Genomic DNA, 14075 nt, shown 5'->3' on the forward strand with positions numbered 1-14075 from the left:
TAAAAAACTGAAGTTTGATTATTTCAAAATAAAGCACCTACAATAGTATTCAATTTCATGAAGTACTCATGACAATCGAATATATTGGAGGTGCGTCATTTAATCTTATATTTATCGTTTCCTTTTAGATTTACATTAGTCAACTTTTTTCGCGGTTTCACCCATAATGAATCTGCCTTTTCTTTTAGGTAATGTTGAGTTTTCATTATTTTTTTCAAAATGCGTTTTACGAACTCAGCTTCTAGATAAAATTTTGCATATTCTTTAGTAAACGTATCTTTGTATTTTTGTTGTCTTATAAATAAGTAAAAATTATTTTTCTTTTTAGTTGTTTCAATTGTTTGATTGTATTGGAAGTTTGTATGACGATTAATCTTGTCCAACAAGTCGGCAGTTGCCTCATTTTGTTTTATAGCATTACTAGAGTTAGTCAAGGTTTTTTCAGACCACGCTCCTTTTACATCGATCCGATACATAGACATTTCCTCATCCATGTAATAAACTTGTCCATTATTCGCTAGATGGATCGCTAAAGGATAGTCTCCGTACCCTGCATCAAAATAAAAGAGTGGTACATCATCAGCTTTTTCTCGACGATACATCATTGAATTGGTAGGAAATAGCTCCCCCCCACCTAAAATAGCTTCTTCAGTTGTAAACATTCGGCTTTTATGACTTGGTCGTACTTTTCCTACGACTTTGTTTAAGGCTTCTGAATATTGATAAGCAGCATGAACACATAGATCGCATTCTGGATTCGCTTCTAAATAATCCACTTGCTTTTGCAATTTGTATGCATCAGTCCAGAAGTCATCTCCTTCACATATAGCAATATATTTTCCTTTTGCTCTGCGCTGATTAATTTGTAGCATCGTAGCGCCTTGAGAAAATAGGTTTTGTTTTTGATAGAGAGGTCTTATCAAATCTGGGTATTTTTCTTCATATTTTTTTATGATGGAGGCAGTTTTATCCGTAGAGGCATCATCATGTATTAAGATTTCAAAATTGAAGGATGTTCTTTGCATTAAAAAACTTTCGATTGCTTCGGCTATAAAGTTTTCATGATTGTATGCTAAACAATCCACACTTACCAAAACAGCTTTTTCCATTATCTTTCACCCTTTATTGTCGTCGTTTAATAAACATCTACATTACAATTTGTTCTAGCTTACAGAACATCAGAAAAGTTATTTAGGACACTGAAATCAGACAGCATGGCATTAATTTCTTCAGGGCTATTAAACATCATGACATCGATAATTGATAAATTAGGAACAAACTCTTTTGCATCTCGTTGTTGATAACTTATATGATTGGTATTAATTATTTCCAACTCAATACCCCTTGCTTGAAAATCTTGAGCTGAGTATAACAAAATTCCGCCAGCAGCATTTAAGTACTCATCTGCTGATAAAAGATCACAAATTTCCAATATTTTTTCCTGACCACGATGGTGCTCATTTTTCACTAATTCAGACGAACGGATAATTTCTGTATGAATATCTAAATATGCACAGATTTCTTTAATTGAATTAGTTAGGTACATAGCTAAATTTGATTCAGTTTGATTTATAATTTTTTCAACAAATTTAAAAACATCCTCAAAATAAGGTGCTTTGCTATATGCTTCTTTAATTGTTTTTAACAACTTTTTTTTGTAAATCATATCATGATCAATTTCAATTTCGTTTATGCGCTTATTCTGACTAACTTTCAATGTTCTTAAGGAAATTGGTTTCGCTTCTCCATTTACTAAAATATTATTTTTATTGATCCAGCCTCGTTTTTTATAATTCACATCATCGTAAATCACATATTTATCAACTGCTTTTATCAATTGCCAGTAACCGATATAAGGAAAGAAATATGGCTGCATGATTCCTACTTTCATAACCTCATCCCCTTTTATTTTAACGCTTAGAAAAGCCGCTGCTAATCTTGTAGCTAGACTATCTCACCGTGCACCCATGCCACCGTCAATTCGGTATTGGCTACCTGTTATAAACAGTGAATCATCGCTTGCTAAAAATAAAATGAGTTTCGCTACTTCAGACATTGCGCCGTACCTCCCTAATGGAATACGAGAGGATATCACTTTTCGAACTTCTGAAGGATTATCACTGTTTATACTTTCTTCATTTTTTCTCATCATTGTCGAATCTAGCGGTGCGGGATGAATAGAATTCACTCTAACGGAGTGATACCCCGCTTCTAAAGCTGCCGTCTTTGTCAAACCTACAACTGCATGTTTAGTAGCAGCATAAAGTGAATTCCCGCTACTCCCCATTAATCCTGAAACAGATGAAGTATTAATGATGCTGCCAGATTTTTGTTGAATCATCACCGGCATCACTTTTTTGAGGCCAAGAAAAACTCCTTTGACATTAACATTTAAAATCGCATCAAAATCTTCTACTGTTTGTTCGACCAAAGGAGCAACTTTCCCTAAAATACCAGCATTATTGACAAAAACATCAATTTTGCCCCATTTTTTTACCACTTGATCTACATAAGAGCTTACTTCTAATTCAGAAGTAACGTCTGCAACTACTCCGAATACTTCTCCTATATGAGCAAGTGCTTCTTCACACTTTAATAAAGCACGCTGATCTCGATCTACTAAAGCGACTTTTGCTCCTTCTCTTAAAAAAGCTTCTGCTACAGCCTTTCCTAGATCTCCTGCAGCCCCAGTAATTACCGCAACTTTGCCTAGTAACTTCTCTGACATTTCTCTCCCCCCAAACAAAAACGTTTAATCTTATTTATCTGTCACATTCCAATACCCATGTTCATGACATAATTGATCGTACTCAGCTTTTAAAATACTGACGATGACTTGGTCATAATAACGATTGTTGCGGTACGCATAATCTCGTTTTCTTCCTTCTTCAACCCAACCACATTTTTTTAAAAATAAATTATATGAAGGAATATTATGCTCAAGAATATCTCCTTCTAATCGATGTAGTTGAAGTTCCTCAAATGCGTATTTCATTGTGGTCATGACTGTGTCGCGGCCGTAACCATGTCCACGCATATTCTTTTTACCAATAATAATTCCGTGATGTGCAGATCGATTTCGATAATCAATATTCAAGATATTTGAGATGCCAATAAAACCGTCTTCTTCTGTTTCAATTGCTAAACGTAAATTTCGGTTATCGAATTCTAGTCGATCAAACCAACGATTTTGTTGCTCAGAAGATATCGGAATTGTCCATCCTCCAAGTAGGTGTGCAATATCTGGGTCATTATAATAACTTCTCAATTCTTCCATGTCTGTTCTTTCTAATGCTCGAAGCATTACTTTTTTTCCTTTAACGTTCATATTCTCATCGCCCTTCTTATCCTGTTAATTTCTTTATTTTAGTAATTTGTCTAACACTAAAAATATTGAATAGTCTTAAACTAAACTGATACTATTATTGCCGCACCAAAGTCTTTAGACTCATTAAGAAGACTGGTTTAATAGAACCACAACTATAAACCTGTTTTTTTCTTCTTTCAATTATATAATACCATATTATCTGAAAATTAAGATATAATAATATATTTATTTTCTATTTAACATCTTGAATTCCTTTTACTGGAAGTAATTTAATTCTGGAATTTCAGATATTTCTAAGCATATATATATAAAGAACGATCAGAAGAAAACACTTTCTCCAGATCGCTTATACATTAAAACAATTTTTAATTTTATTTGTAAGAACATTTGTAAATACCAGTTATTATAAATCCATGCCTATTACCATTCAGCTTAAATAAATTAGTACATTGGATTTCCCGACTTTGATGTATGCGGGATTTTTTGAATGGCATCCCAATGCTCAACAATTTTTCCATTCTCATTAAATCTGAAAAAGTCCATTGTGATATATTCTTCCTCATCCGGCCAATTTTGATGTGTATGAAGAGACACCAAATCATCTTCTGCAATCATCCTAACAAAATCAATACTTTTATCAGGATACTCTTTATGCATTTTCTCAAAGTACGCGATAAATCCTTCTTTTCCATTTTCAACATCCGGATTGTGTTGAATATATTCCACTCCTACATATCTTTTAACAGCTTCAGCCGGATCTCCCAAATAAGCCATTTCGTAAAAATCTCTAGCACTTTTTTTATTCGCTTCGATATTTATATTCACAATTATTCCTCCTCATTAGTTTCTACTTATTATCATTCCATTATTGTATCTACTTCACGATTTTAAACAAATCCTTATGATTAGTTCGTCTAATGTTCCGATTACTTTCTGTAATTCCGGTAACTGATAAAAAGTGCTTGTTAATGCCAAGTCATCAATTTCATCGTTCGGAGAATAAAGAAAAATGTTCTTTCCTAAAGCTATAGCAATTCCTAATTCAACATGGGTTCCTTTTCCTCCGGGTAACAAAATAATTACAACATCTGATTTCATAACAGCATCTTTTCTTGAACACCAATTTTTTGTAACTCTTTTATGGTCGAAGCACGTTCATGTTTTGTCCAGTCGAATGCATGTGAAAACCCTTTTATAGTTAATTGCTTACTAACGTATTGAACTTGTTTTTTATTTTTCAAACTTGATGCGATATAAAATTTTAAATTCTCCCCCCTGGTCCTCTAGTTCTTGAAGTCGCTACTTTTGAATTTGGCAGTTAAAAAAATAAAGAAATTCGTGTTTTTTAGTTTTATTCTCACAACTATATAAAACGTTCTAGTTCTATTTGTTGGCGCAGGTGATGCCGCGAATGCATTTCAACAAGTTCCACCCATTCTTTCGCATTTAACCAACCAAATCCACCGTGTTCAATTTTGTAAGTTGGATTTACTGAATCTACTTTTGCATCCCAAACTTCTAGCCTTTCGATAACTTTGTCAATTCTGTTTGCAAGCATTTCTTTACTTGCTGTATTATTTGGCGGGGCATTCATATTGTCTGGAAGTTTTATTTTGACAGGAGGAAATCCTCCGTCTTTTATCAATTGCTCACCCATTTGTGTTTTCCCTAAAACCTGTTCCTCGGTTAATCTAGTACATTCATCAGCATGATCGAGATACTCATGTGCTACTAAAATAATATGGTCATACATCTGTCCGATAGACCAAACGCCTGGCTCTTGAATATGTCTTAGCTGCTCTGGAGAATACTTATTTAGATCATTCTTGAATTTAGAAAGTATTTCTTTTCCGCTCATATCATTTCTCCTTTCGAACAAATTAACCACGTCTTCGTTATTTAGTACTTCATTAACTGATACATTAATATAATCTAGAATTTGTTCGAACGTATAAACTTCTAATTCTCTCTCCAAATCTGCAGCAGTATAATTAAAATCCACTAAAGTCTCTTCTTTAAAATCCTGAAGATTTTCAGGCTCAATTTCTTCTATATTCGGTACAGCAAGATGTATTGCTTCTAACTCATTTTTTAAACCTGTGCATTTAAACCATTCGATTAACTTTCCGTTTAAAATTCTGAAATCGTTATGCCATCTTTCCAACAAGCTCGGATCTGCGTCCACGCGATTTTTGAAATTATATTTAAAATAAATTTGCTTTAGCCAGACGTCGTCAGCTATTAGATGTGTTAAATACCCAAGCATATAATCATTATTAGTAAGAGCAGCGTATTTCTGAACAAAGCTTTGGTAACTTACAAATCTAGTTCCGTTCTCTAAACTCCCTTCTAAAAAATGCGACGCTGTTTTCATATCTCTCGAATAAGTTGCATCTGGCGCAATTCCGCCTAAAAGAAATAAAGCCTTGTTTTTAATAGGTAATTCTGTTGAAAGTCGATCTGCAATGATTAAATGCATGATTCTAGATCCCATTAAACTTCCTCCTAGAGCCTTATTATCAACTCTCAATCAGTAATTCGACAATTTTTGATCCTACTAAATCGTAATCAGCTGGATTCTTTACATGAAACAAATGATCTACCTCTTTTTCTGTAGGGGTATTCTTTTTCTCTAAGGATGTTTCTCTATTTTGCTGGATCAGCACTTCTTCGAAAGATGAGGCTGTTCTAAGTATATTTTTATCCTCTTTACTGTCTTTCACTCTTGCCTCTAGAATTTGGTCAGGAATTTCAAAATGGATTAGAATACAGATGAAATTATTTTCTTTAAAATAGCTAAGTAGCTTTGATCGTTCTTCGAGATTGCGATTAGCGTTACATAAAATAATGTGGCAGGTGGTTTGGTTAACTGTGTAGTCAACATATGTGTTTCACCGCTTGTCATGACAACAAATCTACTCATGATATAACTCCGTTCCGATTTTTCTTTTAGTTTGAATGTCTTACTACAAAATTTTCTCAAAGTGACTACACGATCCATCATTTAAATAGAGGTTATAGTGTCTATTTTCATAAAATTTGATTGCGCTATACCAGTCATTATTTGTCTCTAAAACCAATTGACGATAATCTTGTCTTTTAGCCCATGTCTCTAGTGAATCCATCATTTTTTTCGCTAACCCAGTTCTGCGATATTTTCGAACAACTGATACACGCTCAACTCTACCAACTTCCGCTGTTTCATATGTAATCGCGCCTGTACAATTTACTTCTCCTCTATAAACTCCTATTAGAAAAATAGTTTTCTCCTGGCTATAGCTATGTAAGATACTTTCTAAGTCCGGATTGCAAGTAGCATCTATAAACCCAAAACGCTCTTCTAACCCTTTTAGTATTAGTTTCCTAGCCTCTGCTTCGTACATCTGCGTAATTTGTTGTATGTGTATTGCTTCTAATGGATTCTCTGTCACTTCTTCACCTACTTTAAATTTTCGAGCAGTCTTTGATTTACAAATGACTCGTAACTATCGAGCACTTGATATTACGTGAGCACCTCAATCTGAGTAGCTGCAAACTCTTTTAACTCATTACATAGCCTTGCAAGTCTTTTTTCGATTTCTATCTTATTGCCATAGCGAATTTCGATTTCTTTCTCCATATCTTCTGAAAGCAAACAAAAGTGGCTATGTGCCGTTTCTAGCAATTGAAGCAACTGTTCTCCTCTTACTTCACTAATTATTTGTCGGTTTCCCGCGCTGTATCCTTTGATAAATCCATTAGCTATCATTTTCAAAACGTCTTTGCACTCTTGAAAGCGATGTTTTTTATAGCGATCTGTATAAGCTAAAGCGACAAAATACGTTTCATATAAGTTCATAAAATTCCCAGCCATTCCTCTGGCATAATAGATGCTTGGATAAGGATCAATCAAACATACCTTTCCATCGCGCCATAAAATATTTTCTGGTGATGCATCTTGATTGCCTAAAAGTGGTTTCTTGAATGCTTTTTTTCTCATGATTACAGCCCTTTGAAGCGCCTTCTTTACTTGTTCGTCTTCATATTCGGGAATCGCAGTGTAAAGAGCTCGATAATCTGCTAAATGTTCTTCGCTTTCTTCAGATATAAAGTTGCTAATGTCACCCGCTAATGCACCATGCAATCCTTTTTCTTCCGACCACTTTAAGTAACCAAACCCATCTAAGTTGTGAGGAATTTCTTCTGTTTTTTTATGAATACTCCCTATTTCTATCCCTAGATGATAGGCCCTTTCAAGCGACATTGTATGCAAATCAATTTGACTTCCACCATAAGATTCGATTGTATATGTCATGTCGGGTGAGACATGATAATCAAAATATTTCGGCGCCGATCCTTCTTCGACTTTATTTACAGCCTGATAGTAAAGGTTAGTTGCAGCATATTCTGCTATTAACGCCGCTTTATCAAATAGAATGTTCTTCCCGTAAGCTATCGTTTTCGGAATTCGCAAAACTAATTTCTCTTTGCCTTTTTGTACTTGCCACGCATGATGCCATGCGCCTTCACCAAGAAAACTCACTAACTCGACCTCTGAATGTTCAAGTGCTGCTTCTAATCTCATTTTCTCCATCACCTTCCTCCTGCCCACTTAGTTTTGCTTTACCATCGTTATAAAATCTGCTAAATCTGAGCTAAATGTATTTTTAGCTTGAAATCCCAATTTTTCATATAAGGCAACTGCTCTTTCGTTAAACCTAGCTACTGTTAATCGAATTGGTTTGTTTGGTGAACATTGCTTTATCCACTCAAGAATGTATGTACAAAATCCATACCCATGACCTTGTCCGACCAATTGCGGGTTCATCCCTATTCCGAAATCGATATTACCCCTTTCGTATATTCCGTATCGACGACCAACCGGTACTTGAGCGCTTTCTCCGATGCAGAAAAAACCGATAAGTTCTTTTGTGCGATTATAAATAGCATAATGTGATCCATCCATCATTTCTGCCACTGCTTCTTCTGTTAACTCATTGTTGTAAAAGTCGTAAGGGGAATAATACTGCCACCTTAGTATTTCAACCGCTATCTTTCTGCTCATTTGTATATGGTTTAACCTCATGAGTAACACCTCAATTCCACTTTTGTTAATAGACTAGACTTTTCCACTCGAAAACCCTTCGAACAAGCGTCCACCGTGTGGCTCTAATACCGCATCTACAAGTTGAATAACTGTAAGTTTATCACCTGTTCGATAATACTCATCAAAAGCGGTTACGAAGTCATCGGTAAATTTGATATCATACATTTTTAAAGAACGAACCATCCATTTAGAGTTACCGATCCAACAGTTATTGGTTCTTAAAACAAACTCACTAACTAGCTCAGCCAATGTAGCTACGATAAAAATTTCTTCAGCTCGGTCATTGCAACCAGTAAAGTCGTCTAGAGAATCTGTTAAAAAATAACGTTTTTCGACTATCGTTCGAGCTGACCATTCTTCGGGCCCTTTATTTAGAAGAATATTTGCTTCTTCTTTTAACTTTGTTACAAGGCCCTCATCTTTTATAATCACGCCTTCAACTACCATTTGTGGCAACGATGGTCTAGCTCTTTTAATATCACTCAAAAAATAGGACTTATACGACGTTAAGTTATGAACAAATACTTCAATACGCCAACCGTATTTAAAAAAAGACTCCCGGTAAGAAGAGGAAAATTTTTCGTCAAATACGACAATATCTAAATCCGATGTTTCTGTACTTTCGCCACGAACCACACTCCCAGCTAATAGCGCCGCTTGGCAACGCGGAAAATTTTCTTTTATAAATAGCCTGGTCGCCTCAATTGGATCTAACCTTTGAACATCCGTCACTATGAAGACCCCTTCCCTGTTTTTTTATCCAGATTAAGTACTCAATTAACTATTCTGTTTAAAATAGCTAGATTGTCTTTTAAAAACGCACCGTTCTTTTCAATACCTCTACGTCTACACCAACCAATGCTATTAAAAGCATCTAAAAATTGATAAAACGGCAAGACCTTTTCTAAATCCGACATTAGCCGAATGCTCTGATAACCTTGTTTGTAAGCTTGGTACAAAGCGTCATCAAAACCCAAAAAATCTCGATATAATTTTGTGAAATCGATATCTGTTGAACCAAATCGTACGCTCTCAAAGTCAATCATTCCCGAAACCTTATCCCCATCGACAATAATATTCGCAGGACGAAAATCCATATGGATAAAACTCGGACCTTCAGGAGCAGGAAGTTGCTGTTTTAGTTCAACAAATTTCTTCATACTTTTCGCATATAAATCGTCCTCAATAATTTCTTTAACATCTTCAGCAAAATCAAGAAATTTTGATTCGATAAAACTAAACCAATTAGCAAATTCGTTTTCAATTCTGGATGTCTCCTGATCTACCGGTGGATGGATTGCATGCATTTGGGCGTGTAAAACACCCACTTGAAACGCCACTTCTGAAGAAACATCTATAGTCAAAGGTTTTCCTTTTAATTCAGAAAGTAAAAAAGCACCTGGACATTTACTATTACCCGACCAGCTATCTAGCATCACAGGGATGGATACCTTGCCTGTTAAAAAATGATAAGCATCTAATTCTCGTTGATACTTCAATTTTGTATAAGGTATTTTCACATACACAGATTTACCTGTGTCTAGCGTGCATTTATACACGGTCGAACTAAAAGAATCTTCTACTTCTTTTAGTTCGACTGGTTGTAATTCAAACTTATCTAGAATTTGTTTTATCACTCCATACTCTCCTTATATCTCAAAGTGTCGTTAGCTTAAACAGCAAATATTCTACCAATTAATATTAACATTAATTTCCACTTGATTAAACCTACCTTTGTAGATTCCAAGGTTTAGTTCAACCTAGTGAAATGAAAGTCATGTTAAACAAATGTAACTTATCTAATTATTCACTTTAATCATGTTTTTTTATTTGATTTTTGTAACTATATAACGGAGCTCGAATTATCCAAATTACATCTACCTATAAAACATACATTTATTTTTCACCATTAATTTACAACGGTTAAATATTCACTTTTTCTGCACTATAAAAACACATAATCCACCCTATGTATTCAGAATACTTAAAAAGTTATGCTGATTACACCGAGCTTCGATGCCGGTAAAACGAGAAGGAGTGAATTTGATGAACAAGAAAAAATTACTGACTTTAAGTTTGGCAGCATCACTAGCGTTATCAGCAACTGCGGTTTCCGCAAATACCGTCCCTACACAAGAAACAACAGAAAAGGTTCATGTCAATAAAGAAACACAATCGCCTGATATGATTTATGGAAAACTTACGACTCCATCCAATAAATCTGCCAAGGAAATTGTGTTTACATATTTGGAACAAAAAGAAGATCTCTATAAATTCGGCAAAAAGGAACTTTCTAATTTTAAAGTTGTCAGCCAAGATAAAGATGAGCTTGGCTTTACAAAACTGAAAATGCAACAAGTGTTTAAAGGCGTTCCTGTATTTGGATCGGTGATTAATGCGCATGTAGACCAAGATGGTGTGTTAACTTCTGTTTCAGGGAATTTAACCCCGGAATTATATGATAAGCAATCATTGAAAAAAGGTGCGACTTTAAAAGCAGATGCAGCACTTGAAAAAGCAAAAGCTGCCTTAACTAAAAAAATTGGCAGTTCTCCAGAGCTTGAATCTGAAGTGACACCTGAATTAGTTGTTTACTACAAAGATGGTAATGCAAATTATGCATACAGTGCAGAATTTGAATTCCTGTATCCGGAACCCGGCAACTATCAGTATATTATTGATGCTAAAACAGGAGAAATTTTAGATTCGTACAATCAAATCCATGAAGCAAAGCCCTCGTCTGGCGGTCCTAGCTTAACTGGTAGCGACACAACTGGTACAGGTAAAGGAGTTTTAGGAGACACCAAAACCTTTAATACCTTGACTAACAGCAGCGGTTCTTATTTGGTGGATCGAACTCGTGGAAATGGGATTTTCACATACGATGCTAAAAATCGTACACGGACACCAGGTACTTTATGGCTTGATAGCGATAATGTTTATAACGCTGCATATGATGGTGCTGCTGTAGATGCACATGCTTATGCAGGTCAAACATATGACTACTTCAAAAATGTCCACAACCGCAATAGTTACGATGGCAACGGAGCCGATTTAGTATCTACAGTCCATTATGGCCGGAACTACAACAATGCTTTCTGGAGTGGATCTCAAATGGTGTACGGTGATGGTGACGGCAATACATTTGTCCCGTTATCCGGTGCACTTGATGTAATCGCTCATGAACTGACACACGCTGTAACAGATACTACGGCGGACTTAATTTATCAAAACGAATCAGGCGCAATTAACGAGTCAATGTCTGATATTTTTGGAACTTTAGTTGAGTACCATTTCAATAACAATCCGGATTGGCAAGTTGGAGAAGATATTTATACGCCGAATATTGCAGGTGATGCACTTCGCTCAATGCAAGATCCAACTTTAAGTGGTGATCCTGATCATTATTCGAAACGTTATACTGGAACAGGCGATAACGGCGGCGTTCACATTAATTCTGGAATTAGTAATAAAGCGGCATATTTATTAGCTAACGGCGGTACGCATTATGGTGTTAGTGTAAACGCGATTGGCAATAATAAAGCGGGCGCTATTTATTACCGCACATTAACTCAATATTTAACGCCTAACTCAAACTATAGTCATTTCCGCGTTTCGACGATCCAAGCAGCAACTGATCTTTATGGAGCTTCGAGTGCAGAAGTTGCAAGTGTCAAAGCTGCATTTACAGCTGTAGGAGTTAATTGATTAGCGACTAAATGATATAGCAGTAGCGATCAATAAATTGGCTTAGTTTTCTTCATCGCTATATCTTAAAACCCCCAGCGAATAAATTTCACTGGGGGTTTTATTTATCGTAGTTATTACTTTTTTCCAGTCTATTGACGGTTGTTATTTATCTGTGCTAACATTTTAGTTAACCTATATATTAAAAAGGTTAACTAAAATAAAGAGGTGTCTTATGACCACATCAAACGTAAAACTTAGAATGATGATTGTTACATCATTATTCGCAGCTATCATCGGTATTTTCGCACAAATTACCATCCCACTCCCACTTGTTCCTATTACAGGACAAACACTTGCCATTGGCTTGGCTGCTACAATTTTAGGTGCTAAATATGGGACGCTTTCTGTTTTAGTTTATTTAGGACTTGGAGCAGTTGGTATTCCAGTTTTCGCACAAATGTCAGGTGGCCTTGGAAGCTTATTTGGACCAACTGGTGGCTATTTAATCGGATTTCTTCCAGCCGCATTTATTATTGGCTATTACCTCGAGAAAACAAGCTATACGTTTATGAACGCTTTGATTGCGAACATAATTGGCATGTTTATTACACTAACATTTGGCACGGTTTGGTTAATGATCTTCGCTAATCTTTCATGGACCGGCGCATTTATGGGCGGATTTCTTCCATTTATTTTAGTGGGACTTATTAAAGCCGCACTTGCTGCCTGGATTGGTATTTTAGTTAGGAATCGTTTGGAATCAGCTAAACTGCTTTATGTTTAAACTTAAATAATTTACATACAAAAACAGTCGATCCATAATGGTTCGACTGTTTTTGTATGTATACACTATTAAAATATTCGTCTTTTCCATAATGCCCAGCCGATCATTGCAACAAAAACTAACGAAATCGCTAGTGTACTCATCCAAGAAGATGGGTTGTCATCGGTTATAGGTAAAGCTACATTCATTCCAAAAAAGCTAAATACAAGTGTAGGAAGAGTTAAGAATACGGTAAATAAAGTGAGTGTCTTCATCGTATTATTTAACTCATTCGAGATGAGCGAAGAATACGAACTCGTAATACTATCCAAAATTCTCGTATACAATTCGGTCGTTTCAATTCCTTGATTGTTTTCTATTTTCACATCTTCTAGGAGATCTTGATCTTCCTCATACAGTTTGATGGAATGTACGCGAAACAGCTTCGTAATTACGTCTCCATTGGACTTTAATGACGTGAGAAAATAAACTAAGCTTTTCTCGATTTCCATTAAGTCATACAATTGTTTGTTGGTAAACGACTCGCGTAAATTGCTTTCTATTTTAAGTCGCTGTTTGTTGAGTGTTTTCAAATTGGCTAAGTATAAAGTCGAGATAGACAATAAAGCCTCTAAAGCAAAGCGACTTCGCATTAATGTATTTACATTCTTTTTGATAAGCCCAGTCAAAAAACTACTTGGTTGTTGACATATGGTTACTATGTAGTCACTTCCGATAATGATTCCGATTGGAATCGTGATAAACGAATGAAAGCGATCGTTTGTTGTATCTGGAATTGGAAAATCATTTATAAGTAAGGTACTATTTGTTTCGTCATCAAACTCAATGCGTGCTGTTTCTTCCAAATCTAATGGATCTATTAAAAAGTCCATAGGTATATTAAAATGCTGAGATACTTTTTCAAGCTCTTCTTGTGACGGTGCCGTGATATTGACCCAACAGTTCTTGTCAAATTGCTCTATCGTTTCTAAGTTTCCATTGGGTAACGATTTATAAATACTGAACAAACTATATCCCCCTTTTCCTACTTTATCAAAAGTCTTTCAAATCCAACAGTATTCGAAAAGTACTTTCAGATAAATTTTCTACAAACTTATTTATACCCTTTTAACAGCTTGATTAATCTCACAAACTATAAAAAACCGAAACCCAGGATCCTATTCTAGGGTTTCGGTTCATAGTTTTTT

At 35.4% G+C, this 14075-nt stretch carries 17 protein-coding genes; 2 read left to right on the forward strand and 15 right to left on the reverse strand.

Annotated elements, in window-relative coordinates:
• Nucleotides 1-95: 95 nt before the first annotated feature.
• The 14 genes from PLANO_RS08710 to PLANO_RS08770 all read right to left on the reverse strand — a co-directional run bounded on the left by PLANO_RS08710 (nt 96) and on the right by PLANO_RS08770 (nt 10051).
• Nucleotides 96-1109, reverse strand: coding sequence for a glycosyltransferase family 2 protein (locus PLANO_RS08710; protein ID WP_052124306.1), 1014 nt, complete (start codon nt 1107-1109; stop codon nt 96-98).
• Nucleotides 1110-1168: 59 nt separating this feature from the next.
• Nucleotides 1169-1891: a WbqC family protein gene (locus PLANO_RS08715; RefSeq protein ID WP_038704079.1), complete on the reverse strand. Its 723-nt coding sequence runs from the start codon at nt 1889-1891 to the stop codon at nt 1169-1171.
• A 63-nt stretch (nt 1892-1954) separates the two neighbouring features.
• Nucleotides 1955-2728 (reverse strand): SDR family NAD(P)-dependent oxidoreductase, encoded by a 774-nt coding sequence (locus PLANO_RS08720; RefSeq protein ID WP_038704080.1) that lies wholly within the window; start codon nt 2726-2728, stop codon nt 1955-1957.
• Between the two features lie 30 nt (nt 2729-2758).
• Nucleotides 2759-3328, reverse strand: a complete 570-nt coding sequence (locus PLANO_RS08725) for a GNAT family N-acetyltransferase (protein ID WP_038704081.1) — start codon at nt 3326-3328, stop codon at nt 2759-2761.
• Between the two features lie 441 nt (nt 3329-3769).
• Complete coding sequence (locus PLANO_RS08730; RefSeq protein WP_156108894.1) at nt 3770-4153, reverse strand: nuclear transport factor 2 family protein; 384 nt, start codon at nt 4151-4153, stop codon at nt 3770-3772.
• Between the two features lie 54 nt (nt 4154-4207).
• On the reverse strand, nt 4208-4426 hold the full coding sequence (locus PLANO_RS16255) for a TIR domain-containing protein (RefSeq protein WP_331429106.1): 219 nt from the start codon (nt 4424-4426) through the stop codon (nt 4208-4210).
• A 265-nt stretch (nt 4427-4691) separates the two neighbouring features.
• Nucleotides 4692-5822 carry a DinB family protein gene (locus PLANO_RS16260; RefSeq protein WP_197053081.1) on the reverse strand — a complete coding sequence of 377 codons (1131 nt, stop codon included), beginning with the start codon at nt 5820-5822 and terminating at the stop codon, nt 4692-4694.
• 25 nt (nt 5823-5847) lie between these two features.
• Entirely contained in the window at nt 5848-6051 is a 204-nt protein-coding gene (locus PLANO_RS15695; RefSeq protein WP_052124307.1) for a hypothetical protein, read from the reverse strand.
• 38 nt (nt 6052-6089) lie between these two features.
• Complete coding sequence (locus tag PLANO_RS15970; protein WP_156108895.1) at nt 6090-6251, reverse strand: hypothetical protein; 162 nt, start codon at nt 6249-6251, stop codon at nt 6090-6092.
• A gap of 43 nt (nt 6252-6294) precedes the next feature.
• On the reverse strand, nt 6295-6759 hold the full coding sequence (locus PLANO_RS08750; RefSeq protein WP_038704082.1) for a GNAT family N-acetyltransferase: 465 nt from the start codon (nt 6757-6759) through the stop codon (nt 6295-6297).
• Between the two features lie 71 nt (nt 6760-6830).
• Nucleotides 6831-7901 (reverse strand): hypothetical protein, encoded by a 1071-nt coding sequence (locus tag PLANO_RS08755; RefSeq protein ID WP_231554715.1) that lies wholly within the window; start codon nt 7899-7901, stop codon nt 6831-6833.
• A gap of 18 nt (nt 7902-7919) precedes the next feature.
• Nucleotides 7920-8393: a GNAT family N-acetyltransferase gene (locus tag PLANO_RS08760; RefSeq protein ID WP_038705424.1), complete on the reverse strand. Its 474-nt coding sequence runs from the start codon at nt 8391-8393 to the stop codon at nt 7920-7922.
• Between the two features lie 33 nt (nt 8394-8426).
• A complete protein-coding gene (locus PLANO_RS08765) occupies nt 8427-9146 on the reverse strand; it encodes a nucleotidyltransferase domain-containing protein (protein ID WP_038704083.1) in 720 nt (239 codons plus the stop codon).
• Nucleotides 9147-9187: 41 nt separating this feature from the next.
• On the reverse strand, nt 9188-10051 hold the full coding sequence (locus PLANO_RS08770) for an aminoglycoside phosphotransferase family protein (RefSeq protein WP_038704084.1): 864 nt from the start codon (nt 10049-10051) through the stop codon (nt 9188-9190).
• Between the two features lie 409 nt (nt 10052-10460).
• Here PLANO_RS08770 and PLANO_RS08775 point away from each other — a divergent pair, with 409 nt between their 5' ends.
• Entirely contained in the window at nt 10461-12122 is a 1662-nt protein-coding gene (locus tag PLANO_RS08775) for a M4 family metallopeptidase (RefSeq protein ID WP_038704085.1), read from the forward strand.
• Nucleotides 12123-12336: 214 nt separating this feature from the next.
• Nucleotides 12337-12888 (forward strand): biotin transporter BioY, encoded by a 552-nt coding sequence (locus PLANO_RS08780; protein WP_038704086.1) that lies wholly within the window; start codon nt 12337-12339, stop codon nt 12886-12888.
• Between the two features lie 68 nt (nt 12889-12956).
• On the opposite strand, the gene PLANO_RS08785 is transcribed toward PLANO_RS08780, so the two are convergent.
• Nucleotides 12957-13895 (reverse strand): magnesium transporter CorA family protein, encoded by a 939-nt coding sequence (locus tag PLANO_RS08785; RefSeq protein WP_038704087.1) that lies wholly within the window; start codon nt 13893-13895, stop codon nt 12957-12959.
• Nucleotides 13896-14075 lie beyond the last annotated feature (180 nt).

This window comes from Planococcus sp. PAMC 21323, assembly GCF_000785555.1.
In the GTDB taxonomy this organism is placed as follows: domain Bacteria; phylum Bacillota; class Bacilli; order Bacillales_A; family Planococcaceae; genus Planococcus.

Excerpts from the sequence above, each read along its gene's own strand:
- PLANO_RS15970 (WP_156108895.1), bottom strand. The coding sequence starts at position 6,251 with ATGAGTAGATTTGTTGTCATGACAAGCGGTGAAACACATATGTTGACT.
- PLANO_RS16260 (WP_197053081.1), bottom strand. The coding sequence starts at position 5,822 with ATGGGATCTAGAATCATGCATTTAATCATTGCAGATCGACTTTCAACA.
- PLANO_RS08760 (WP_038705424.1), bottom strand. The coding sequence starts at position 8,393 with ATGAGGTTAAACCATATACAAATGAGCAGAAAGATAGCGGTTGAAATA.
- PLANO_RS16255 (WP_331429106.1), bottom strand. The coding sequence starts at position 4,426 with ATGAAATCAGATGTTGTAATTATTTTGTTACCCGGAGGAAAAGGAACC.
- PLANO_RS08710 (WP_052124306.1), bottom strand. The coding sequence starts at position 1,109 with ATGGAAAAAGCTGTTTTGGTAAGTGTGGATTGTTTAGCATACAATCAT.
- PLANO_RS08725 (WP_038704081.1), bottom strand. The coding sequence starts at position 3,328 with ATGAACGTTAAAGGAAAAAAAGTAATGCTTCGAGCATTAGAAAGAACA.
- PLANO_RS08755 (WP_231554715.1), bottom strand. The coding sequence starts at position 7,901 with ATGGAGAAAATGAGATTAGAAGCAGCACTTGAACATTCAGAGGTCGAG.
- PLANO_RS08780 (WP_038704086.1), top strand. The coding sequence starts at position 12,337 with ATGACCACATCAAACGTAAAACTTAGAATGATGATTGTTACATCATTA.
- PLANO_RS08720 (WP_038704080.1), bottom strand. The coding sequence starts at position 2,728 with ATGTCAGAGAAGTTACTAGGCAAAGTTGCGGTAATTACTGGGGCTGCA.
- PLANO_RS08775 (WP_038704085.1), top strand. The coding sequence starts at position 10,461 with ATGAACAAGAAAAAATTACTGACTTTAAGTTTGGCAGCATCACTAGCG.
- PLANO_RS08715 (WP_038704079.1), bottom strand. The coding sequence starts at position 1,891 with ATGAAAGTAGGAATCATGCAGCCATATTTCTTTCCTTATATCGGTTAC.